17 protein-coding genes and 1 pseudogene are annotated in these 22924 nt (G+C 72.4%); 4 read left to right on the top strand and 14 right to left on the bottom strand.

The window, feature by feature from the left end; all coding sequences use genetic code 11:
• Positions 1–50: 50 nt before the first annotated feature.
• Positions 51–1526 (bottom strand): diaminobutyrate--2-oxoglutarate transaminase family protein, encoded by a 1476-nt coding sequence (locus ACGFYY_RS13770; RefSeq protein WP_393709155.1) that lies wholly within the window; start codon positions 1524–1526, stop codon positions 51–53.
• Positions 1527–1716: 190 nt separating this feature from the next.
• Between ACGFYY_RS13770 and ACGFYY_RS13765 the strand changes: the two genes are divergently transcribed.
• Complete coding sequence (locus ACGFYY_RS13765; protein ID WP_365272349.1) at positions 1717–2886, top strand: hypothetical protein; 1170 nt, start codon at positions 1717–1719, stop codon at positions 2884–2886.
• A 142-nt stretch (positions 2887–3028) separates the two neighbouring features.
• On the opposite strand, the gene hflX is transcribed toward ACGFYY_RS13765, so the two are convergent.
• The 6 genes from hflX to miaA form a co-directional block, all read right to left on the bottom strand.
• Entirely contained in the window at positions 3029–4534 is a 1506-nt protein-coding gene (gene hflX / locus ACGFYY_RS13760) for a GTPase HflX (RefSeq protein ID WP_393709152.1), read from the bottom strand.
• 190 nt (positions 4535–4724) lie between these two features.
• On the bottom strand, positions 4725–6185 hold the full coding sequence (locus ACGFYY_RS13755; protein ID WP_393709150.1) for a M1 family metallopeptidase: 1461 nt from the start codon (positions 6183–6185) through the stop codon (positions 4725–4727).
• A 251-nt stretch (positions 6186–6436) separates the two neighbouring features.
• Complete coding sequence (locus ACGFYY_RS13750; protein WP_365272357.1) at positions 6437–8521, bottom strand: HD domain-containing protein; 2085 nt, start codon at positions 8519–8521, stop codon at positions 6437–6439.
• 140 nt (positions 8522–8661) lie between these two features.
• Positions 8662–9537 (bottom strand): diaminopimelate epimerase, encoded by an 876-nt coding sequence (dapF, locus tag ACGFYY_RS13745; protein ID WP_393709147.1) that lies wholly within the window; start codon positions 9535–9537, stop codon positions 8662–8664.
• A gap of 85 nt (positions 9538–9622) precedes the next feature.
• Positions 9623–10150 carry a hypothetical protein gene (locus ACGFYY_RS13740; RefSeq protein WP_393709145.1) on the bottom strand — a complete coding sequence of 176 codons (528 nt, stop codon included), beginning with the start codon at positions 10148–10150 and terminating at the stop codon, positions 9623–9625.
• Between the two features lie 126 nt (positions 10151–10276).
• Entirely contained in the window at positions 10277–11215 is a 939-nt protein-coding gene (miaA, locus tag ACGFYY_RS13735; protein ID WP_365272362.1) for a tRNA (adenosine(37)-N6)-dimethylallyltransferase MiaA, read from the bottom strand.
• A 217-nt stretch (positions 11216–11432) separates the two neighbouring features.
• On the opposite strand from miaA, the gene ACGFYY_RS13730 reads away from it, so the two are divergent.
• Together ACGFYY_RS13730 and ACGFYY_RS13725 are read left to right on the top strand one after the other, a co-directional pair.
• A complete protein-coding gene (locus ACGFYY_RS13730; RefSeq protein WP_393709143.1) occupies positions 11433–11600 on the top strand; it encodes a gliding motility protein in 168 nt (55 codons plus the stop codon).
• Positions 11601–11623: 23 nt separating this feature from the next.
• Complete coding sequence (locus tag ACGFYY_RS13725; RefSeq protein ID WP_365272367.1) at positions 11624–11869, top strand: antitoxin; 246 nt, start codon at positions 11624–11626, stop codon at positions 11867–11869.
• Between the two features lie 221 nt (positions 11870–12090).
• Here ACGFYY_RS13725 and ACGFYY_RS13720 read toward each other — a convergent pair whose 3' ends face one another.
• The 3 genes from ACGFYY_RS13720 to ACGFYY_RS13710 form a co-directional block, all read right to left on the bottom strand.
• Positions 12091–15108 carry a tetratricopeptide repeat protein gene (locus ACGFYY_RS13720; protein ID WP_393709140.1) on the bottom strand — a complete coding sequence of 1006 codons (3018 nt, stop codon included), beginning with the start codon at positions 15106–15108 and terminating at the stop codon, positions 12091–12093.
• Positions 15105–17006 (bottom strand): HSP90 family protein, encoded by a 1902-nt coding sequence (locus tag ACGFYY_RS13715; RefSeq protein ID WP_393709138.1) that lies wholly within the window; start codon positions 17004–17006, stop codon positions 15105–15107. The genes ACGFYY_RS13720 and ACGFYY_RS13715 overlap by 4 nt, the downstream gene beginning before the upstream one ends.
• 133 nt (positions 17007–17139) lie before the next feature.
• The gene (locus ACGFYY_RS13710) at positions 17140–17679 is read right to left on the bottom strand and encodes an RNA 2'-phosphotransferase (protein ID WP_393709136.1); all 540 of its coding nucleotides are present in this window, start codon (positions 17677–17679) and stop codon (positions 17140–17142) included.
• A gap of 143 nt (positions 17680–17822) precedes the next feature.
• On the opposite strand from ACGFYY_RS13710, the gene ACGFYY_RS13705 reads away from it, so the two are divergent.
• The gene (locus tag ACGFYY_RS13705) at positions 17823–18638 is read left to right on the top strand and encodes an aquaporin (RefSeq protein WP_393709134.1); all 816 of its coding nucleotides are present in this window, start codon (positions 17823–17825) and stop codon (positions 18636–18638) included.
• Positions 18639–18835: 197 nt separating this feature from the next.
• Here ACGFYY_RS13705 and ACGFYY_RS13700 read toward each other — a convergent pair whose 3' ends face one another.
• The 4 genes and pseudogenes from ACGFYY_RS13700 to ACGFYY_RS13685 all read right to left on the bottom strand — a co-directional run bounded on the left by ACGFYY_RS13700 (position 18836) and on the right by ACGFYY_RS13685 (position 22737).
• Positions 18836–19750: a MerR family transcriptional regulator gene (locus ACGFYY_RS13700; RefSeq protein WP_393709132.1), complete on the bottom strand. Its 915-nt coding sequence runs from the start codon at positions 19748–19750 to the stop codon at positions 18836–18838.
• Positions 19751–19760: 10 nt separating this feature from the next.
• A pseudogene (locus ACGFYY_RS13695) lies at positions 19761–19973 on the bottom strand (metal-dependent hydrolase); the annotation flags it as partial.
• 83 nt (positions 19974–20056) lie between these two features.
• Positions 20057–21847, bottom strand: a complete 1791-nt coding sequence (locus ACGFYY_RS13690) for an SDR family oxidoreductase (RefSeq protein WP_393709130.1) — start codon at positions 21845–21847, stop codon at positions 20057–20059.
• On the bottom strand, positions 21844–22737 hold the full coding sequence (locus tag ACGFYY_RS13685) for a M24 family metallopeptidase (RefSeq protein WP_393709128.1): 894 nt from the start codon (positions 22735–22737) through the stop codon (positions 21844–21846). Before ACGFYY_RS13685 ends, ACGFYY_RS13690 begins: the two co-directional genes overlap by 4 nt.
• Between the last annotated feature and the right edge of the window lie 187 nt (positions 22738–22924).

Genomic DNA, 22924 nt, shown 5'->3' with positions numbered 1-22924 from the left:
ACGGGGGTCGACTGGTGCGGGTCTGGCATCGCGGGTCCTCGGGGTGCGGGTCAGTGGGTCCGACGGGCGGCGGCCGGGATGGCGTCGGCCAGGCGGTCGAGGACCGCCGCGGCCTGCTCGTCGGTCAGGGTCAGCGGGGGAAGGAGGCGGACCACGGCGCCGTGGCGCCCGCCGAGCTCGACGATCAGGCCGCGGTCCAGGCACTCCTGGCGGACGGCGGCGGCGAGGGCCGGTGCGGCGGCCCCGGTGTCGGGGTCGACGAGTTCGACGCCGATCATCAGGCCCCGGCCCCGTACCTCACCGATGCAGGGATGGGCGCGGGCCAGGCCGTGCAAGGCCGCCAGCATCCGCTCCCCCAGGGCGGCGGCGCGTTCGGCGAGCCGGTTCTCCCGGACGAAGGCGAGCGTGGCGGCACCGGCGGCCATGGCGAGCTGGTTGCCGCGGAAGGTGCCCGCGTGCGCGCCGGGGGCCCACGTGTCCAGGCCGGCCCGGTACACGATCACCGCGAGCGGCAGGCTCCCGCCGATCGCCTTGGAGAGGACCATGACGTCGGGCACCACCCCGGCGTGGTCGACTCCCCAGAAGGCACCGGTCCGGCCCACGCCCGTCTGCACCTCGTCGGCGATCAGCGGGATCCCCCGCGCCGCGGTGATCTCGCGCATCCGGCGCAGCCAGTCGTCCGGCGCGGGGATCACCCCGCCCTCGCCCTGCACGGGTTCGACGATCATTCCGGCGGGGGCGGGCACCCCACCCTTCGGGTCGTCCAGCAGGTTCTCCGTCCAACGCGCGGAGAGTTCGGCGCCCTCGGGGCCGCCGACGCCGAACGGGCAGCGGAGGTCCTGCGGATAGGGCAGCCGGGTCACCCGCACCCCGGGGGCGCCTCCGGAGGCGTCCAAGGCCCCGGCGGTCATGCCGTGGTAGGCGCCGGTGAAGGCGAGCAGCCCGGAGCGTCCGGTGGCGGTGCGCACCAGTTTGAGGGCGGCCTCGACGGCGTCCGTGCCGGCCGGCCCGCAGAACTGGATACGGGCGTCGGCGGCCAGCGCGGGCGGCAGGTTGGCGAACAGCTCCGTGGTGAAGGCGTCCTTGACCGGGGTCGCGAGGTCCAACACGTGCAGCGGGGCCCCGGAGTCGAGGACGCCCCGGATGGCTTCGAGCACCACCGGGTGGTTGTGCCCGAGGGCGAGCGAACCGGCGCCGGAGAGGCAGTCGAGGTAACGCCGCCCGTCGGCGCCCTCGATGGTCAGTCCGCGGGCCCGCACCGGGACGATGGGCAGCGAGCGCGCGTACGTCCGGGCGGCGGACTCCCGCTGCGCCTGCCTGCGCAGGATGCCCTCCGAGGGGACCGGAGCCCCCGGCCCACCACGTACGTCCGAACCATCCGATCCGTCCGGGTTCGCCCCTCGACTTCCCTGTGGCGGCACTTGAGGCGGAATCTCCGTCGCGGCTCCCGCTGCGGCCGGCTCGGTGACAGCCACGAGTGTCGGTCCTCCCGCACTGATTGCTCTTCCGGATTGCGTCTCGAACATGAACGCTGCTCCCCCATCCCCCGTACGTACCAACGACGGTGACGGCGAGGGATCACGGGTTGACTCAAGATCCTTGTCCTGTAAGGGGAAGAACCTCAGGAACCGCGGCCCCGGCCTAGGTCGTCCTGGGCCACAGCGGCATAGTGGGGGCCTGCACTCCACTCCTCGAACTCCCAGGGGGACGAACGACATGCGATCGAACCGACCGGTCACCGCGATCCTGTGCGCGGCCACGCTCGCGCTGACCGCGGGTGCCTGCGGCCCCGGCGACGGGGAGGCCGGCGGCGACGCCAAGCCGACCGTGGCGGCGAGCCTGCCGGGCCAGGACGGGATAAAGATCCCCGACCAGCTCAAGGACAAGCTCAAGGAGCACGGTATCGACCTGGAGAAGTGGAAGGGGGGTGAGTGGAAGAACTGGAAGCGGGAGGATTGGCTCCGCGAGGCGGGCGACTACATCAACCCGGTCATCGAGGGCCTGTGGGACCCGGACCGCATGCGTGACGCCGAGCAGCCGCAGCGCCCGGCCGTCGACCCCGACGCGGGCAAGGACCAGGGCGTCACCGACCCGACCCCGGTACCGGTGGCGGCCAAGCAGGCCAACCCGCCCTACCACACCAGCGTTCCGGCGGCGGGCAAGGTGTTCTTCGACGGCCCCGAGGGCTCGATGGTCTGCTCGGCGACCGTGATCAAGGACCCGGCCCACCCCGGCAAGTCGAACATGGTCTGGACCGCGGGCCACTGCGTGCACGCGGGCAAGGCCGGCGGCTGGTACCGCAACATCGCCTTCGTCCCGTCCTACAACAACGCGGGCAAGCAGGCGGCGCAGCTCAAGGGCGCGCCCCGCGAGCAGGTGGCCCCGTTCGGCGTCTGGTGGAGCGACTGGGCGCAGACCTCCGACCAGTGGATCGCGGGCGGCGGTCCGACCGGTGGCGCGGGTGCCCCGTACGACTTCGCGGTGCTGCACGTGACGCCCGAGAAGGGCAGCACCAAGTCCCTGGAGGAAGTGGTCGGTTCGGCGCTCCCGGTGGAGTTCAACGCGCAGGCCGTGCCGAAGGTCGGGAGCGTCACGGCGACGGGCTACCCGGCGGCGGCTCCCTTCGACGGCCAGCGCGCCTTCCAGTGCACGGACCGGCCGGGTCGGCTGTCCCTGAACGCGAACGACCCGGTGATGTACCGCATCGGCTGCACCATGACCGGCGGTTCCTCCGGTGGCGGCTGGGTGTCGGCGGGCTCCGACGGCAAGCCGGCGCTGGTGTCGAACACCTCGATCGGCCCGGCCAAGGCGGGCTGGCTGGCCGGGCCCCGGCTGGGTCCGGAGGCGAAGGGCATCTTCGACGCCGTCAGCCGCAAGTTCAAGTAGTTCGAGGAGTCCGACCGGTCCCAGTGGCGTGACCGAACGGCTGAGGCCCCCCTGCAGCGCAGGGGGGCCTCAGCCGTCAAGCAGTCACGCAACTAAGCAGTCACTCAGTCACGCCATCAAACCGTCACGCCGTCCGGCACGCTCAGTGCTTCGCGAGCGCGTACGGCGCCAGGTCCGCCGCCAGTTCGTGGTGGACCCGCGCCTTGAGCAGGGTGCCGTCCGGGGTGTGCTCCTCGGAGATCACCTCGCCCTCGGCGTGCGCCTTGGCGACCAGCGAGCCGTGCGTGTACGGCACCATGGCCTCCACCTCGACCTCGGGCCGCGGCAGCTCGGAGTCGATGAGCGCGAGGAGTTCCTCGATGCCCAGACCCGTCCGGGCCGAGACGGCGATGGAGTGCCGCTCGATCCTCAGCAGCCGCTGCAGCACGAGCGGATCCGCGGCGTCCGCCTTGTTGATCACGACGATCTCGGGCACGTTCACCGCGCCGACCTCGCGGATCACCTCGCGCACCGCCGCCAGCTGCTCCTCCGGTGCCGGGTGCGAACCGTCCACGATGTGCAGGATCAGGTCGGAGTCCCCGACCTCCTCCATCGTGGAGCGGAAGGCCTCGACCAGGTGGTGGGGCAGGTGCCGGACGAAGCCGACGGTGTCGGCCAGGGTGTAGACCCGGCCGCTCGGCGTCTCGGCCCGGCGCACGGTCGGGTCGAGGGTGGCGAACAGCGCGTTCTCCACCAGTACGCCCGCGCCCGTGAGGCGGTTGAGCAGCGAGGACTTGCCCGCGTTGGTGTAACCGGCGATGGCGACCGAGGGCACCTTGTTGCGGCGCCGTTCCTGCCGCTTGATGTCACGGCCGGTCTTCATGTCCGCGATCTCCCGGCGCATCTTCGCCATCTTCTCGCGGATCCGTCGACGGTCGGTCTCGATCTTGGTCTCACCGGGACCTCGGGTCGCCATGCCGCCACCGCCGCCGCCACCCATCTGGCGGGACAGCGAGGCACCCCAGCCACGCAGGCGCGGCAGCATGTACTGCATCTGCGCGAGCGCGACCTGCGCCTTGCCCTCTCGGGACTTGGCGTGCTGGGCGAAGATGTCGAGGATCAGCGCGGTCCGGTCGACCACCTTGACCTTGACGACGTCTTCGAGGGCGATGAGCTGGCCGGGGCTGAGCTCACCGTCGCACACGACGGTGTCGGCGCCGCTCTCCATGACGATGTCACGCAGCTCGCGCGCCTTGCCCGAACCGATGAAGGTCGCCGGGTCCGGCTTGTCACGGCGCTGAATCACACCGTCGAGTACGAGGGCACCCGCCGTCTCGGCGAGGGCGGCGAGCTCCGCGAGGGAGTTCTCGGCGTCGATCACCGTGCCGGAGGTCCAGACGCCGACCAGCACGACGCGCTCCAGGCGCAGCTGTCGGTACTCGACCTCGGTGACGTCTTCGAGCTCGGTGGAGAGGCCCGCCACGCGACGCAGGGCCGCGCGCTCCGAGCGTTCGAACTGCTCGCCGTCCCGGTCTCCGTCGATCTCGTGGCTCCAGGCGACGTCCTCTTCCATCAGGGCATCGGCCCGAAGGCTCTCGGTGAAGCTCTGCGGGTCCCGCGCATCCTGTGCGTCCCGCGCGTCCTGGGAAGGGGAAGAAGAGGAGGTCATTGGATCCTAACGTCGATTCGAATAGCAGTGTCACGTTAACTGTCACGTCCAACGTGTCACACCGCCGGGGGATTCCCCGCGTGGCCCCGTCGATGGTGACATGCCCGTTCCTCACCGGTCACACCCTTTTTTCGGGAGCTCCCGTCGGCCGCGGGCCCGCCGGCGGCCCCGGAGGCGGGCGCGGCGGGACTCAGGACGCCTTGCCGGGCGCCGCGGCCGCCTTGCCGCTCCACTCCGGGTGCCCGGGCATCGGCGGGGTCGTGGTCCCGTACAGCCAGGGCTCCAGGAAGGCCGTCAGGTCGCGACCCGCCTCCTGCGAGGCCAGACGGACGAAGTCGGCCGTCCCCGCGATCCCGTCCCGGTTCTCCGCCACCCAGCGCCGCTCGATCCGGTCGAAGGCCTGGGCGCCGATCTCCTGCCGCAGGGCGTACAGGATCAGCGCGGACCCGTCGTAGACCACCGGACGGAACAGCCCGATCTTCTCTCCGGGCGGGGCGGCCTTGGGGGCGGCCGGCGGGCCGCCCGCCGCCCGCCACTGGTCGGAGCGCTGGTACGCCTCGCGCATGCGCCGCTCCAGGGAGTACTTGCCGAGGCCGTCCGCGTACAGGGCCTCGTACCAGGTGGCGTGTCCCTCGTTGAGCCAGAGGTCGGACCAGGTCCGCGGGGTGACGCTGTCGCCGAACCACTGGTGGGCGAGTTCGTGGACCATCACGGACTCCACGTACCAGTCGGGGTAGCCCTCACCCGCGAACAGGTTGCTCTCGAAGAGCGAGAGGGTCTGCGTCTCCAGCTCGAATCCGGTCGTGGCCCGCGCGATCAGCACCCCGTAGTTCTCGAAGGGGTAGCGGCCGACCCGCTCCTCCATCCACGCGATGTGGCCCGCGGTCTTCTTCAGCCAGGGATCCAGGCGCTCCCGGTCCTGGGCGGGGACCACGTCGCGCAGCGGCAGCCCGTGCGGTCCGGTGCCGTGCACGACCGCGGATCGGCCGACCGAGACCTGGGCCAGCTCGGTGGCCATCGGGTGCCGGGTCCGGTAGGTCCAGGTCGTCGTGGGGCCGAGCCGTACGGCGGGGGCCACCGACTCCCCGTTGGCGACGGCCGTGAGCCCGGCCGGAGCGGTGATCCGGAAGGTGAAGATCGCCTTGTCCGCGGGGTGGTCGTTGCAGGGGAAGACGCGGTGGGCGGCGTCCGCCTGGTTGGCCATGGCCAGGCCGTCCTCCGTGGGCACCCAGCCGCCGTCCCCGCGGCCGCGCGGATCGCTGGTGTGCCGGATGGTGATGCGCAGGGGCATCCGCTCCGCCACCGGTCGCGCGGGGGTGAGCACGAGGTCCTCCCCCGCGCTCTCGAACCGCGCCGGCTCCCCGTTGACCTCGGCGGACGCCACCTTGCCGTGGGTGAAGTCCAGGTTGATGCGCTCCAGCCGCTCCAGGGCGCGGGCGTCGATGACGGTGACCGCGTCGAGTGGGGTCACGTTGTCCTTGTACGCGAAGGACAGGTCGTACGAGAGCACGTCGTACCCGGGGTTCCCGAGCTCCGGGAAGAGCCGGTCGCCGATGCCCTGGGGCATCGGCGGGGGCAGGACGGCGGCGACGAGGGTGAGGGAGGCCGCGGCGAGCAGGGCGGCGCGCAGGCGCGGGGAGGAGAGCTGCATCCACCACCGCTTACCAGCGCCCGCCGCACGGCCGCGAACGGCGCGCGACGGGTCCACCCGAACGGGGCCTTCCGGAGCCGTCCCGGCCTACGTCCGCACCCGGTGGGCCTCGCACGGACGTCGAGCGGGAGTCAGGCGGACTTCGAGCGGACTTCGAGCGGACTTCGAGCGAGCTTCAGGCAGGAGTCGGGCGTGCCGGCGGACGGGAGTCGGGCCGGCATCGCCGTCGGCACGCCCCTCGCGCCCGGCGGCTACACCCGGCTGACGTCGTACACGCCCGGCACGTCCCGCATCGCCCGCATCAGTGCGGGCAGCCCGGCCGCGTCGGGCAGCTGCAGGGTGTAGCTGTGCCGGACCCGCTGCTCGACCGGCGGTTCCACGGTCGCGGAGACCACCTCGACCCCTTCGCGGGCGATGGCCTCGGTCAGATCGGCCAGCAGATGCGGGCGGCCGAACGATTCAGCGCGCAGGGTGACCCGACAGTCCGCCGTGGCCCGCCAGTGCACGGCGACGGAGGTACGCCCCACGGCACGCATCTGCGCCACCGCCGCGCAGTGGATGCGGTGCACGGTGACGGCTCCGCCGCGGACCAGGAAGCCGGCGACGGCGTCCGGCGGCACCGGGGTGCAGCACCCGGCGAGTCGCACGGTGGCGTCCGGGAGGTCGGCGACGGCGTTGCCCCCGCCGCCGCGGGCTCCGACCACCGACAGCGGCGCCCGGGCGGCCGAGGTCGTGGCCATGGCCCGGTCGGGGTGGGCTTCGAGCCAGCTGCTGATGGCGATCCGGGCCGTGGGGGTGCGCGCGTGGTCCAGCCACTCGACGGCGGGTCCGGAGGAGGCGTCCTGCGCGAGCAGGAGTTGGACGGTGTCCCCGTCGGACAGCGAGGAGGACAGGGAGGTGAGGCGCCCGTTGACCCGGGCGCCGATACAGCCGTGGGCCGCCGCGCCGTGCTGCGCGTAGGCGGCGTCGATGCAGCTGGCGCCGGCCGGCAGGCCCAGCGTCCCGCCGTCGGCCCGGAACACGGTGATCTCCCGATCCTGGGCCAACTCCGCCCGGAGCACGGTCCAGAAGGTGTCGGGGTCGGGCGCGGACTGCTGCCAGTCGAGGAGCCGGGACAGCCAGCCGGGCCGCGTGGGGTCCACGCGCTCCTCGTCCGGGTCGGTGGCGGCGGTGTCGGGCGTCGCGGTGGCGTACGGGTTGCCGAGGGCGACCACGCCGGCCTCGGCGACGCGGTGCATCTGCCGGGTCCGCACGATGACCTCGGCCACGTAGCCCTCGGGCGTGGCGACGGCGGTGTGCAGCGACTGGTAGAGGTTGAACTTGGGGGTGGCGATGAAGTCCTTGAACTCCGAGATGACCGGGGTGAAGCAGGTGTGCAGCTCGCCGAGCACGGCGTAGCAGTCGGCGTTCTCGCCGACGAGGACGAGGATGCGGCCGAAGTCGGAACCACGTAGCTCGCCGCGGGTACGGGCGATGCGGTGCACGGAGACGAAGTGTCGGGGCCGGACCTGCACTTCGGCGGTGATGCCGGCCTCGCGCAGGACGCCGCGTACGGAGTCGGCGATGGCGGGCAGCGGGTCACGTTCCCCGGCGTGGGCGGCGATGAGCGCGCGGGTGCTCTCGTACTCCTCGGGGTGCAGGATCGCGAAGACGAGGTCTTCCAGCTCGGTCTTGAGTGCCTGGACGCCGAGTCGCTCGGCCAGCGGGATGAGGACGTCGCGGGTGACCTTGGCGATGCGGGCCTGCTTCTCGGGGCGCATCACGCCCAGAGTGCGCATGTTGTGCAGCCGGTCGGCGAGTTTGATGGACATGACGCGGACGTCGTTGCCGGTGGCGACGAGCATCTTGCGGAAGGTCTCGGGTTCGGCGGCGGCGCCGTAGTCGATCTTCTCCACCTTGGTGACGCCGTCGACGATGAAGCACACCTCGTCGCCGAACTCCGCCCGGACCTGATCGAGGGTCACGTCCGTGTCCTCGACGGTGTCGTGGAGCAGAGAGGCCGTCAAGGTGGTGGTTTCGGCGCCCAGTTCGGCGAGGATCAGGGTGACGGCGAGCGGATGTGTGATGTACGGCTCACCACTTTTTCGCATCTGGCCGCGGTGCGAGGTCTCCGCGAGGAGATACGCGCGGCGCAGAATGGACAAATCGGCGTCCGGATGGTGGGCCCGATGCGCCTCGGCCACATGGCCGATGGCGTCCGGAAGTCGGTCTCGCGATGTCGGCCCGAGCAGGGCCGCACGCCCGAGGCGGCGCAGATCGAGCCTGGTCCGCCCCCGTCTGCGGAGCTCAGGGCGCGCTTCGGGGTGTGCTTCGGGGTTCGTGGCCTCTGCACTCATGGGCACCTCCGGCGGCTTCGACCGGCGGTGGTGGGCATGGGTGGAGCCCTCAGGGCCGGTGCCTGATGTTACCGACCCCACCACGTGGCGCAGTCCACCTCTCGCTCAGCGTGAAACGGATCACCCATTAGAGGGAAGCTTCAGCCGAAAGCCGTTTCGGTGAGCCAGGCGCTGTCGAACTCCCCCGCGGCCACGATCACGGCCGGTCCGGTCATGTCGATCCGCCCGTCGGGGTGTTCGGTGATGACCAGGGTTCCGCCGGGGAGGTCGACGGTGTAGGCGACCGCGTCGCCGGTGACGGCCGGGTCCGCGCCGTCGCGGCGGATGGCGGCCACGGCGACGGCGCAGGCGCCGGTGCCGCAGGAGCGGGTCTCGCCGGAGCCGCGCTCGTGGACGCGCATGGCGACGTGCCGGGGGCCGCGGTCGACGACGAACTCGACGTTGACCCCCGCGGGGTAGGCCGACGCCGGGCTGAAGGCGGGAGCGGTGAAGAGGTTCCCGGCGTCGTCGAGGCTCTCGACGAAGGCCACCGCGTGCGGGTTGCCCATGTTCACGTTGCGCGCGGGCCAGCTCCGGTCCTCGACGCCGACCGTGACCTCGCCGGCGGGCAGCTCGGCGCGGCCCATGGAGACGGTGACGTCGCCCGCCTTGTCGAGGTGCACGCGCTTGACGCCGCCGCGGGTGGCGACGGCGAGGTCGCCGGGCTCGACATGCCCGGCGTACTGGAGGTAGCGGGCGAAGACGCGCACGCCGTTGCCGCACATCTCGGCGATGGAGCCGTCGCTGTTGCGGTAGTCCATGAACCACTCCGCCTCGTCGGCCAGGCGCGCGGCCTCGGGGTGCGCGGCGGACCGGACGACGTGCAGGACGCCGTCCGCGCCGATCCCGGCGCGCCGGTCGCACAACTTCGCGACGGCGGACGCGGGCAGCTCGATGGCGTTGTCCGGGTCCGGAACGATCACGAAGTCGTTCTCGGTGCCGTGGCCCTTGAGGAAGGAGAGGGTGGTCTGCGTCACCCGCCCATGGTACCGAGCCGCAGCTCAGAGGTGCCGGACCGTCCGAGGGACGGAATCGACGAGGGCGGCACCGGCCGGGGGGCGGTCAGCGGAGCCGGGCGACCCGGTACACCGCGAGACCTACGACGGCCAGCGCGACGACGGCGTACAGCGCGGCCATGCGCCAGTCGGGGCGGCGACCGCTCCCTCGGGCCGGGAGACCGGGCCACGTGTAGCCGACCCGTCGGGCGGCCATCATTCCCCAGCCTCCGGCGCAGCAGCTGATCAGGAACCCGAGCATGGCGACCACCGCACCGCCGTCTCCGAACTCGAAGGCGAGCGGGAAGGCGAACATCAGCGAACCGGTGGCGGCGAGCATCGCGATGGGGGCGATCTGCCACAGGCGCAGACGGCGCTGCGGGCGCAGCTCGACCTCGAACTCGGGTCCGGCCGCGGCCTCCGCCTCGGCGGAGTCCGGGGCGTCCGGGCCGTCCGGGGTCAGTCGCGCCGGATCGGCGGGCAGCCCGAGCCCCGTGGGCCCGTCCGTTCCGTCCGTCCCGTCCAGAAGCATCGGATCCGCTTCCCTTTGGGTGTCGTCCCGCCCGGTGTCGCGAGGGCCGGCCTCCATCGCCACGCGCCCTCCCCACTCGGACTCAGTACGCCGCCGTTCATCGCAGGTGATCGCACCCGCTGGAGTTTGATGATGGCACGCCCCCGGCCCCGCTACTGGCGCGTGAGGCGTCCCGATGCCATCACGTGATCAGGCTGTGACCGCTCGTTCGACCAACGACTGCGCGAGTCCGGGGAGTTCCCCACGGTCGGCGGCGGCTCCGCTGAGCCAGTGCACGCGCGGATCCCGGCGGAACCAGGAGTCCTGACGGCGGGCGAACCGCTTGGTCGCCCGGACCGTCTCGGCCCGGGCCTCGTCCTCGGTGCACTCGCCGGCGAGCGCGGCCAGGACCTGCTGGTAGCCCAGGGCCCTGGAGGCGGTGATTCCGTCGCGCAGCCCACGGGCTTCCAGCGCGCGGACCTCGTCCACCAGCCCGTCCTCCCACATCCGGTCGACCCGCAGTGCGATCCGCTCGTCGAGCTCCGGGCGGGCCACGTCGACGCCGATCTGCACGGTGTCGTAGACGGACTCGTGGCCGGGCAGGTTGGCGGTGAAGGGGCGGCCGGTGATCTCGATCACCTCGAGGGCGCGGACGATGCGGCGGCCGTTGCTGGGCAGGATCGCCTGCGCGGCGGCCGGGTCGGCGGCGGCGAGCCGGGCGTGCAGGGCGCCGGAGCCTCGGAGGGTGACCTCCTCCTCCAGGCGGGCGCGGACCTCGGGGTCGGTACCGGGGAACTCCATGACGTCGAGGGCGCCCCGGACGTACAGGCCGGATCCGCCGACGAGGACGGGGGTGCGGCCCTCGGCGAGCAGTTTGTCGATCTCCACGCGGGCCAGCCGCTGGTAGTCGGCGACGTTGGCGGTGTCGGTGACGTCCCAGATGTCGAGGAGGTGGTGCGGGACACCGCCGCGCTCCTCCGTCGTCAGCTTGGCGGTGCCGATGTCCATCCCCCGGTACAGCTGCATGGAGTCGGCGTTGACGACTTCGCCGTCGAATCGGCGGGCCAGGGCTACGCCCAGGTCGGACTTTCCTGCCGCGGTAGGACCTACGACGGCGATGACCCGCGGAGCGGGGGCTGCTTTCCTCACGGCCCCAGTCTCGCAAACCTCACGGCATGTACCCGATCGAGTTACGTGACGGGGTGGGGGCGGGGTCGTTGCCCTGGCGAGGTTCCGGCCGGAGATACGCCCTGCGTACGCCCGGCGCAGGCCGGTCCGGTCGACGCGGAACTTCACTCACACGAGTAACGTTACGGGAGTAGACATGGGCGTTTTTGATCGGTTTTTTCGTCGTAAGAGCGATGTCGTGACCGAGGAGGTCGCGGCGGTGGACCTGGCGGCGGAGTCCGGTGCGGCCGAGGAGGCCGAGCCGGTTGCCGAGAAGTCTCCGGAGGCGGGAGTCGTGGAGATTCCGAAGCAGCCGGCGGCCCCGGTGGCCGCGGACAGCGAGACCGGTGAGGGCGCCCGCACGTAGTGACCGCCGACGGAAGGTGACCCATGGGCCTGTTGGACAATCTGAAGGCCAAGCTCGGTCCGGCGAAGGACAAGGTCGGCGACCTGGCCCAGCAGCACGAGGGCCGGATCGGCGAGAGTCTCGACAAGGTGGCCAAGGCCGTGGACTCCAAGACCAAGGGCAAGTACAGCGGGCAGATCACGAGCGGAACGGGCAAGGCGAAGGACGCTCTGGGGAAGATCGCGCACAAGGACACGCCCGGCGGTCCGACGCCGCCGACCGCTTCCTGACGCGGTCCGCGAAAAGGGGCGGGGGGGGGGGGGGGCGCCGCCCCCCCCCCCCCCCCGGCCCGGGCCCCCGGCCCCCCCCCCCCCCCCCCCCCCGCGCCCCCCCCCCCCGCCCGCGCCCCCCCCCCCCCCCCCCCGCCCCCCGGCCCCCCCCCCCCCGCCGGCGGCCCCCCCCCCCCCCCCCCCCCCCCCCCCCCCCCCCCCCCCCCCCGGGACCCGTACCGCTAGTCCCCGTCGTTCAACTGCGCGAGCAGGCGCTCCGCAGCCGGCAGGAGCCAGTCCGGCAGGTCGCCCTCGGGCAGCGCCCGGGCCTCGTCGATCAGCGCGGAGACGCGGTCGGAGCCCGCGTCCGCGTCGCCCCGCTCCTGCTCGGTCCAGGCCGCGTTGTTCAGGCTCTGGAACCGGTCCCGCAGATGGTCGGGGCCGAGCTCGGCGTAGACCCGGGCGGACCGGTCCCACAGCTCGATCTCCTCCAGACGCAGCGCGTCGACCTCCGCGGGACTCAGCGGGGTCGCCCGCTCCGCCTCGGCCTCACCCTCGGTGTCCTCGTCCTCCTCGTCGTCGTCCTCGTCCTCCTGGGACCGGCCATTCGCATGGACGTGTCGGTCGAGCACCTGCGCCAGTTGGTGCCAGGTCTGGGCGAGTTCGGACCGCAGCCCGGGGGCTCCGGGATCCGCCGCCAAGGCCGCCTCCAGCACCTCGACGGCCTCCTCCATCCGCTTCCGCGCTCCCGCCACCGTGGCGACGGTGACCTCCTCGCGCAGCCCCAGCCAGGCCAGCGAACGCAGGATCCGCACCTCGGCGACCGGGACCTCGCCCGTCAGCCGGTGCAGCTCCAGGGCCCGCTCGTAGGCGGCGGCCGCTTCCACGGCCATTCCCGCGTCATTCAGGGCGTCGGCGGCCGAATGCGCGAGGCCCGCCTGCGGACGGGGATCCTCCCAGTCCTTGGTGACCTCCGCCGCCAGCAGGTACTGCTCCGCCGCCGGCCGGAGTTCGTTCAGCCGCCGCAGCAGATCGCCCAGGAACTCCCGTACGGAGACCTCCTGCTGGTCGCCGTGCTCCAGCAGGTCGACCAACGCCGACTGCAGGATCTCCGCCGCCTCGGCGCTGCGTCCGTCGCCCGCGTACGCCCGGGCCAGCAGCAGGCGGGCATGGGCCCCGCCGTCGGCCGTGAGCCCCGCCTGGTCGAACCAGTGGGCTCCGGCCAGCGCGTGCTCCGCGCTCTCGCCGGCCGCGTCGCCCCGCTGCAGCAGGATGTCCGCGAGCGCCAGCCGTACGACGCCCTGCGTCTCGGCGTCGGTCACCTCCGCGGCATGCTCCAGCGCGGTGCGCGCCGCGACCTCGGCCTCCTCCTGCCGCTCCAGCGTCATCAGCACCCCGGCCCGCAGCACCAGCGGGTCCACGGCCTGCCACGGCCGACCCGCCAGGACCGCCCGTGCGGCGGACGCCGCGAGCAGCGGCACGGCTCGTTCCGGGTCGCCCTGTGTCAGCGCCACCCGGCCCAGCATCTCCTCGGCCTCCGCCACCAGATCCGCCGCGGTGCCCTCATGGGCGGCGACGAAGTCGGTCAGTTCGGCGGCCAGTACCCCGTGGTGGTCGTGGTGGTCGTCCGCGTCGGGTGCCTCCACCGAGCGCAGGTACGACTCCATCCGGATCGCCGACAGTTCCGCGAGCGCGATGCGCCGGGCCCGCAGCGGTTCGGCCGCGTCCAGCGCCTCGGCGGACCGCAGGGCGGCGCGCAGCAGGGCCCGGACCTCCGCCGGCGCGGCTCCGGACTGCGCTGCCACACCGGCCAGCCGCAGTTCCGCGAGCGCCACCCGCTCGGCGAGGCCGAGCGCCCGGTAGTTCTCCCGGACCGCGCTCAGCAGCTCCGGCGCCTCCTTGTCGCCGCGCCGACCGGCGGCCAGGGCCTGCTGGTCCGCGAGGTCGGCGCGGACCAGCGGATCGACCTCCGGCTGCGCGTCCAGCCGTACCGCCACCTCGGCCCACAGTGCGTCCGTGCCCGGATGGCCCATGTCCCGGGCGCGGCGGGCCCGCTCCACCAGGTCGGTGAAGGCGGCGGCCGTCAGGGCCGGCCCGGATCCGGGGGCAGCGGGACCGGGAGCGGGGGCCGGGGCCGTCTGCGGCAGCGCCGCACTGCGGACCCCCAGCGGCAGCGCGGCGAGCAGCGGTTCCCGGTCCACCTGTGCGTGGAAGCGTTCCGAGACCCGGGTGGTGCCGTTGCGCGCGTCGAACTGCCGGGTGATGTCCAGGCAGCCCGCGTAGAGCACCTCGTACAGCTCGTCGACGTTTCGCGGGGTGCCTTCGTAGGGCACGGCCGGGGTCCGCCCATGGCCCAGTTCCCGCAGGCGGCGCAGCAGCACGAGGATGGCGCCGTGGAAGGCCAGCCGGTCGTCGAGGTTGGCGAGCGGAGCCACATGGGCGGCGTGTTCGGCGAGGATCTCCAGGCCGCGGGATTCGTTGCCGGTGAGGGCGCAGAACTCGATGTGCTTGCCGACCGAGGGCAGCAGGCTCTCGTTGCCGCGGGCCATGCGGTAGCCGCGCAGGTGGTGGGAGCGCGCCTCGTCGGCCCGGCCGAGCCGCAGCAGCGGCAGCAGTGAGGTGGCGAGCAGCCGGTGGGGCTCCTCGGCGCAGGTCAGGTCACCGTCGAGGACGGGCTTCCACAGCTCCAGGGCCTCGGCGTCGTTGCCGTGCAGGACGGCGTACTGGCCCTGACCGTTGAGTTCACAGGCCCGGCAGTCGCTCATGTCGTCCCGCTCGGCGGCGAGCCAGCGCCGGAAGGCCCGCTCGGCGCGCTCGTCCTCGCCGATCGCGTCGGCGAGCCACAGCTCGGCCTCGCGTACGGGCCGCTCGCTGTAGCCGGCGATCCGGTAGCGGCGATCCATCTCGTCCAGCCAGCCGGTGGCCGACTCCAGCGGAATCCCGGGGGAGTCGGAGATGGCCGAGGCCACCCACTTGAACTGCCAGAACAGCGAGTGCGCGTCCCAGTGGGAGAAGGCCCCCGGGTCCTTGTCGTACTCCTGGAGCAGCCGGGCGAAGGGGACCAGCATCCTGGACGACTCGGAGCTGTAGAGATAGGCGTTGATCAGGTTGTCCAGTGCCTCGCGGAACAGGGCCTGGTCACCGCTCGTCTCGGCCGCGCCGGCCAAGGCCTCGGCGTGGGCGTTGCGCGCGGCGCCGTTCGGCGATTCGCGGTTCTCCGCCAGACCCCGCACGATCTCCTCGCGCGTCAGCGTCGTCACTTCTGGTCCTCCTGGGCATCGCGGGCATCGGTGGAGTGGGTCGCCCACTCCAGGAGGCCGAGGAACGCCCGGTTGAGCAGGGTGGAGTCGGCCGGGCGCAGCGGCCGCTGGGACATCAGCAGGGCCTGCCCGTAGAGCGATTCGACGGCCGTACCGGTCAGTGCCTCGTCGGGCAGCGCGGCGATTCGGCGGATGAGCGGGTTGTTGTGGTTGAGGACCAGACGGGCGCGGGGTGCGGAGCCGCGCAGCGCGCCGAGGATGCCGCTCCACAGGGAATCGGCGCTCTCCAGCGCGGCGGTGCGGTCGCGCTCCTGGCGGGCCTGCCGGTCGTCGAGGTACAGCGCGGGCACGGAGACGGGCTGGAAGGCGCGCAGCACCACGTCACAGCCCTGCGCTTCCAGTCGGGCGCGCGCGGTGGCCAGGAACGGGGCGAGCGCCAGTTCGGTCGCGGTCGGCACCGGGTCGAGCCGCTCGGTGACGGCCCCGGCATCGAGCTCGGTGACCTTCAGCTCCGGCCTCACGGCGGGCAGCAGGGCCAGCAGGTCCGCGTCGTAGGTGTATCCGGCGTTGATGACGCCGAGCCCGTGGGCCGCGGCGATCGGTGCGATCTGCCGGAACTCCTCGACGGTGCGGGTGAAGTGGATGTCCGTGTGGGCGGCCGCGAACTCCTGGAGGCTCATCGAGCCGTCGCTGGTCTCGAACGGCAGCCACGGCAGCATCAGCCCGAGCAGTTCGGGGTCGTGCCGGGCCATGGACTTCACACCGAGGTGGTGGACCTGCAGGAAGGCGGCCAGGCGGTCCGGATCGCTCGCCGCGAGCTCGGCCAGCCAGCCGCGGACGCGCGCGCCGAGAGCGTCCCGTACGGCGGCAAGGGTCTCGTCGTCGTACAGGTTCTCGCGGGAGGCGGTGGGCCGCAGGGTGTCCGTGTCCAGGACGGCGCGGACGAAGAACGCCCAGTCGGGCAGCAGGTTGTCGGCCCGGTCGGTCAGCAGCATGCCCTTGAGGTGGACGCGGTGTCCGGCGCGGTGGGCGGGGCTGGTGGGTTCGGGCAGGACGTACGCCACTCCGCGGACGCCGGCGACCGGGAGGTCGAGGTCGATGCTGTCGAGCGGGGTGAAACCGAAGAGCTGCGCGCAGTGGCCGGCGAGGGCGACGCGACGGGCGGTCGGGGTGGGGAAGGAGCGGTCCCACACGGCGGGCCGGTCGGTGACGGGGCGCGGCTCGCCGCCCTCGCCGTCGTCGAAGGTGATGTCGTACGGCAGCAGGGACCCGTAGTCGCGGGCCAGTTCCTCGACCTTGGCCGGGACGGCCCATTCCGCGGCGCCCGGGCGGGCCTCCAGTACGACGGTGGTGCCGGGCTCCGGCCTTTCCTCGTGCGGCAGTTCGCGGACGGTGTACGAACCGTCGTCCGTGGCCAGCCATTCGACGGGCGCGGCTCGGGGGTCGCGGGCGGAGCGGGTGACGACCCGGATCTGGCGGGCCACGACGAAGCACGCGAGCAGACCGATGCCGAACTGGCCGAGGAAGCCCTGGCGGGTCGCCTCCAGGTCCTGTTCGTCGAGATCGGCGCCGTCGCCACCGCGCTTGGAGCTACGGCCGATGGTGGCGAGGAGGGAGTGGGCCTCGGCGGCGGTCAGGCCGATGCCGCTGTCCTCGATGGTCACACGGCCGCCGGACGCCGAGAGGCGGATACGGACCTCCGCCGCCGGGTCGAGGGCGTGGCGCGCGGTGATCGCGTCCACCGCGTTCTGCAGGAGCTCGCGGACGTAGACGCGCGGGCTGGAGTACAGGTGGTGGGAGAGGAGGTCCACCAGGCCGCGCAGATCGACCTGGAAGCTGTGGGGCGTGGACGAGGGTGTGGACGGGGGCGTGGACGGGGGCGTGGACGTGGACGTCATAGGGCGTCACCTCGCGTGCATACAGGGATGGTTCGGTGATCGCGAGGTCCCCCCTCACTGATCCCGGAGTGGTTCACACATTAGGGGGATGGTCGGACAATCTCTGCGTGAATTCCGGTGCCCTGACCCGGATCTACTGGAAGCGCAGGAACTGCGGCGGTACGGCGTCCACCAGCCACACCCCGTTGGCGCTGATCCGGAAGACGTGCCCGGCCGCACGCATCGCCCCGGCGTCCACACCGAGCACGACGGGCCTGCCGCGGCGTGCGCCGACCCGGGTGGCGGTCTCCCGGTCGGGGGACAGGTGCACATGGTGGCGGGCCATCGGGCGCAGGCCCTCGGCGCGGATCGGCTCCAGGGCGGCGGCGACGGTGCCGTGGTAGAGGTACGCGGGCGGTTCGGCCTCCGGAAGATCCAGGTCCACGGCGACGGTGTGCCCCTGACTGGCCCGGATCCGGGTGCCCTCGACGGCGAACCGCCGCTTGTCGTTGGCGACGACGACGTGGTCGAGCTCGGCCCGGCTGACGGGGAAGCCGTGCGCGGCGGCCGCGCGCAGCAGGTCGTCGATCTCCACCCAGCCGTGGGGATCGAGCACCAGTCCGATGCGTTCCGGCTGGTGTCGCAGGTGTTTCGAGACGTACTTCGACACCTTCACGGTGCGTCTTTCATCCATGGCCCCAGCGTGCCCCGTCCGACCGCCTCGGGGCAGGGATTTTTCGGGGACGACCGGTGGTGACAGCTGGTGGACACCCTCTATCGCTCTTCCAAGATGCGGAATATATTTTCCATTGCCACTTCTGTTCAGAGGGAGAAACCATGACAGCCCAACCCTCACTGTCACGCCGTGCCGCCGCTGAGCTGGTCGGCACCGCCGGCCTGCTCGTGGTCGTGATCGGCTCCGGGCTCAAGGCCGCCGAGCTCAGCCGCGACACCGGTGTCGCCCTCATCGCCAACTCGTTCGCCTCGGCGATCGGCCTCGGGCTGATCATCACGATCTTCGGGCCGCTGTCCGGCGCCCACCTCAACCCGGTGGTCACCCTCACCTCCTGGTGGTCCAGGCGGATCGGCGGGGAGGGGCTGGGCGGCCGCGAGGCGCTCGTCTACACCGCGGCCCAGAGCGCGGGAGCCATCGGTGGAGCACTTGTCGCGGAGGTCATGTTCGGTCGGACCCCGGGCACCTTCGCCACCCAGGTGCGCGACGGTGGGCACCTGCTCATCGGTGAGGTGGTCGCCACCGCCGGTCTGGTGCTCCTGATCCAGGGACTCGGCCGGACCGGGCGCCCCAGGTTCGTTCCGCCGGCGGTCGCCGCGTACATCGCGGCCGCGATCTGGTTCACCTCCTCCGGCTCCTTCGCCAATCCGGCGGGCACCATCGGGCGCAGCTTCACCGACTCCTTCACCGGCATAGCCCCCGAGTCGCTGCCCGGATTCGTCGGCGCCCAGCTGGTCGGCGGGATCCTCGGCCTGGCCCTGGCCGCCCTCCTGTACGGGACCGGGTCGAGGTCCGTCACCCCCTCCGGAACCGGCTCCGGGCCCAGGTCCAGGTTCGGGGGCCGGTTCGGACGGAGCGTGAAGCCGGCTCCGGTGGACGGAGCGAGCCCCACCAAGGCGACGTACGAGACCGTCGGGTGAGACGGCAACTCAGTTGCCCACAGGAAAAGGGGACTTGTCCACAGCCGTTTGGGTGGGTTTTGACGACAAACGCGTGATCCGCCCTGTGGAACCTGTGGAATCTGTGGATCGGGCTTGACCGGGTGTGACCGAGCCCCGCACCGCGACCGCTCGCCCGGGCGTCACCGCTCGCCCGGGCGTCGCCGCTCGCCGCGGCGTCACCGCTCGCCGCGGCGCGCCAGATCGTTCATCGTCCGGGCCTGGAGCTCCCGCTCCGTCGCGGCCCGGACGAACTCCGCGACATGATCGGCGCCCACCAGATCCTGCACCGCCCGCACCGTCCCGGCCGGCAGCGCCACCGGCGAGGGTCCCGTCGGCCCCAGGGTGCCGGCCGACCCCAGGTGCCGCTGGAGGTGCCGGGTCGCGAAGAGCCGCATGGCCCGCGCCAGCTCCGCGTCCACCGTCTGCTGGGCCAGTGGCCGCAGCCGCCGCACCATCGTCGCCGCCTCCGCCGCGTCCGCGTCCGTGGGCGGCACCTGTCCGAGGTAGCGCGCGAAGACGTGCTCGGTGGTGAACTCCAGGAACCGCGAGGCGATGTGCTCCACCTGTCCCCGCAGTTCCCGCAGGTGCCCGGTGATCGCCGGTAGCGGTACCCCGGCCGCGTACAGCTCGGCGGCCACCGCCAGCTCCTGCGGGGAGGGCACCAGGAACTGGTCCGGGCGCCCCGGGATCCGCTCCAGCACCCCGAGCTCGCACGCCTCGTCCACGGCCTCGTCGTCCGGGCGGCCGCCGAACCGCTGGTTCAGATCCTCCCGGCTGATCCGGGCCGCCTCCTCGTCGGTCCACGGCCCGTGCACCTCGGCGACCAGCCCGAGCACGCCGCCCAGCCCGCGCCCCGCGTCCCAGGCCTCCAGCAGCTCCTTGATGGAGGCCAGGGTGTAGCCACGGTCCAGAAGGTCCGCGATCTGGCGCAGCCGCGCCAGATGCGTGTCCCGGTAGACGTTGGAACGGCCCCGCCGCTCCGGTTTCGGCAGCAGGCCACGGTCCTGGTACGCCCGGATCGTGCGCACCGTCGCCCCGCTGTGGTGTGCCAGATCCTCGATCCGGTACTCGGCTACCGCCTGATCGGACAATCCCGGCTCCCTACGACATCGCGGCTCGGCCGACCGCGCCCGCCGCGGCCCGGGCGGCGGGTGAGGCCGCGAGGTACTCGACCGCCCTGCGCAGCGAGCCCTCCTGCGAGGGATGGTACGACCGCCGGATGGAGCGGGGTATGGCCGTGCCGGGCTCTCTCCACGGAGGCGGCGGGCCCTTGACCACCGCGCGGTCGTGCGCGCCGAGCGAGTGGCGCGGCGGGCCGCCGCGGTCGAACGTCATCCGGCACGGGCCGATCGGGTGCCGGTCGAGGTCGATCCGGTCCCAGGACCCGCTCACCACGCTCACAACTTCGGCTCCAGCCTCGCGATGCGTCGCAGGGCGCGCGGGGCGAAGCGGGACATCCACAGGGCGCCCTTGGACTCGGGGGTCACCGGTACGACGGCCTCGTTGCGCACCACCGCCCGCAGGATCGCGTCGGCGACCTTCTCCGGCGGGAAGTTGCGCAGCCCGTACAGCCGTGAGGAGCGTTCTTGGCGGCGCTTCTCCTCGGCCTCGTCCACCCCGGCGAAGCGCGAGGTCGCGGTGATGTTGGTGTTGACGATGCCCGGACAGATCGCGGAGACGCCGATCGACTTCGAGGCCAGTTCGGCGCGCAGGCACTCGGAGAGCATCAGCACCGCGGCCTTCGAGGTGCTGTAGGCGGGCAGGGTCCTGGAAGGCAGGTAGGCGGCGGCGGAGGCGGTGTTGACGATGTGTCCGCCCTGGCCGCGCTCGGCCATCTGCTTCCCGAAGATCCGGCAGCCGTGGATGACACCCCACAGATTGACGTCCAGGACCTTCTTCCAGTCCTCGGCGGTGGTGTCGAGGAAGGCGCCGGACAGGCCGATCCCGGCGTTGTTGATCAGGACGTCGACGATTCCGTACTCGGCGGCGACCTTGGCCGCGAGCTTCTCCATCGCCTGTTCGTCGCTGACGTCCACGCACTCGGCCCAGGCTGCGGGGGCGCCGACGAGGCGGGCCATGTCGGCCGTGCGCACCGCGCCTTCCGCGTCGCGGTCGACGGCGACCACCCGGGCCCCGGCCTCGGCGAAGGCGAAGGCGGTGGCCCGGCCGATGCCGCTGGCCGCGCCGGTGACCAGGACCAGTTGGCCCGCGAAGCGGTCGGCGTACCTGCCGGGGGCCTTCCGTTCCGGCGCCCGCGTGGCGGGCTCCTCCCGGTCGTCGACGAACTCGGTGATCCAGGCGGCCAGCTGGTCGGGCCGGGTCCGGGGCACCCAGTGCTTGGCGGGCAGGGTCCGGCGCACCAGGTCCGGGGCCCACCGCTCCAGGCCGTCGTAGAGCCGCTCGGACAGGAAGGCGTCCCCGGTCGGGGTGATCAGCTGCACCGGTACGTGGGCGTACGCGTCGGGGCGCGGCCGGCGCAGTCGCGGCCGTACGTTGTCGCGGTAGAGCCAGGCACCGTGCGCCGCGTCCGAAGGCAGCGAGGCCGTCGGATAGGAGCCGGCCGGAACCTTCTCGACGCGCTGGAGCATCGCGGGCCACCGCTTGCCGAGCGGCCCGCGCCAGGCGAGTTCCGGCAGCACGGGGGTGTGCAGCATGTAGACGTACCAGGACTTGGCGCCCTGGCCGAGGAGCTGCGCCGCCGCTCGCGGGGTGGGCCGCGCCATCCGCTTCTTGATCCAGTGTCCGAAGTGGTCGAGGGACGGCCCCGACATCGAGGTGAAGGAGGCGATCCGGCCCTCGGTGCGGGCGACCGTCGCGAACTCCCAGCCCTGTACGGAGCCCCAGTCGTGGCCGACCAGGTGCACGGGCCGGTCCGGGCTGACCGCGTCCGCCACCGCCAGGAAGTCGTCGGTCAGCTTCTCCAGGGTGAAGCCGCCGCGCAGCGGCTGCGGTGCGGTGGAGCGCCCGTGGCCGCGTACGTCGTAGAGCACCACGTGGAAGCGGGTCGCGAGCCGCTCGGCGACCTCCGACCAGACCTCCTTGCTGTCCGGGTAGCCGTGCACCAGCACCACCGTCGGCCGGCCCGTCTCACCGAGCTCGACGACGCACAGCTCCACCCCCCCGGTGCTCACCCGGCGCTCACGCGCACCCGTCAGGCCCACCGCTGCCGCTCCATCCATGTCGCTCATGCTGCCTTCTCCTCGGCCCAGCGCCGCACGTGCGGCAGATCGTCGTCCAGCCAGAACGCGCTCTCCTCGGGGTCCTGGGAGTCGGTGACGACCAAGATCTCCTCGAACTTCGCGCCGGTACCCCGGAATCCGAGGTGGGGTTCCACCGCCCACAGGCCGGGCTGCGGCGGGTGGTCGGAGAAGTGGTACGGGCTCCACAGCGGGGACCAGCCCTCGCGGTGGCCGTGCAGGGCGTCACCGACCAGTCCCTTGAGGGACTGGGTGCCGAAGCCGAAAGCGGTCGGTGACCAGCGCCGCTCCTTGACGCGGTCGATCTTGTGCGCGATCACGCCGAAGGGATAGGCCCGGTGTCGGTTGGCGTACCCCTGCCGGGTCATCAGCCGTTCGACGTTCTCGTAGATCTCGCGGAGCGAGCGACCGTCGCGCACCTGCTCCAGGATCAGCGTGCGGTGCGCCTGGAGATCGGACATGAGCCGGTCCTGCACCGGATTGAGCCCGAGGCTGCCCGAATAGCCGATGTCGGCCGCGTACCCCTTGTGGACCGGCGCCATGTCGAGGATGAACGGCATCCCCGGCTCCAGCTTCCGGTCGGTCGGGAAGAACTGGAGCGGGATCTTGAAGTTCGCGAAGGCGGTGCGGTCCCCGAACCAGGCGAACGGCAGGTGGAACCAGTCCCGCACCCCGCGCTCCCGCAGCCACTCGCGCTGCATTCGCGCGGCCTCGCGCTCGGTCACCCCGGGCCGCAGCTGCGCGGCGACGGCCTCGGCGCATTCGTACGCCAGGCGCTGCACCTCTCTGAAGCCGCTCAGGTCGGCGGAGCGCCGTCCGGAGAGCTGTCCGGAGAGCCGTCCGGAGAGTCGCGCGGTGCGTTGCTTGGTGTCCCCAGCCATCTCAGCCCGTCCATCCGTGTAGCCGTACGCGCCCGTAAGTTGACACTGATGAATGTGACAATGACCGGAGATCACGTCAAGGGTCGTGCACGGACCTGTGGACAAAGTTGTCGGGTCCACATCAGCCTCCAGTACGGGTGTGTACGCCTGAAGGCTGAGGCGGGATCCAACTCCAGGTCTGACGTTT

Source organism: Streptomyces sp. NPDC048331 (assembly GCF_043201215.1).
Classification (GTDB): domain Bacteria; phylum Actinomycetota; class Actinomycetes; order Streptomycetales; family Streptomycetaceae; genus Streptomyces.
This window is presented reverse-complemented; position numbering and strand designations above follow the sequence as displayed.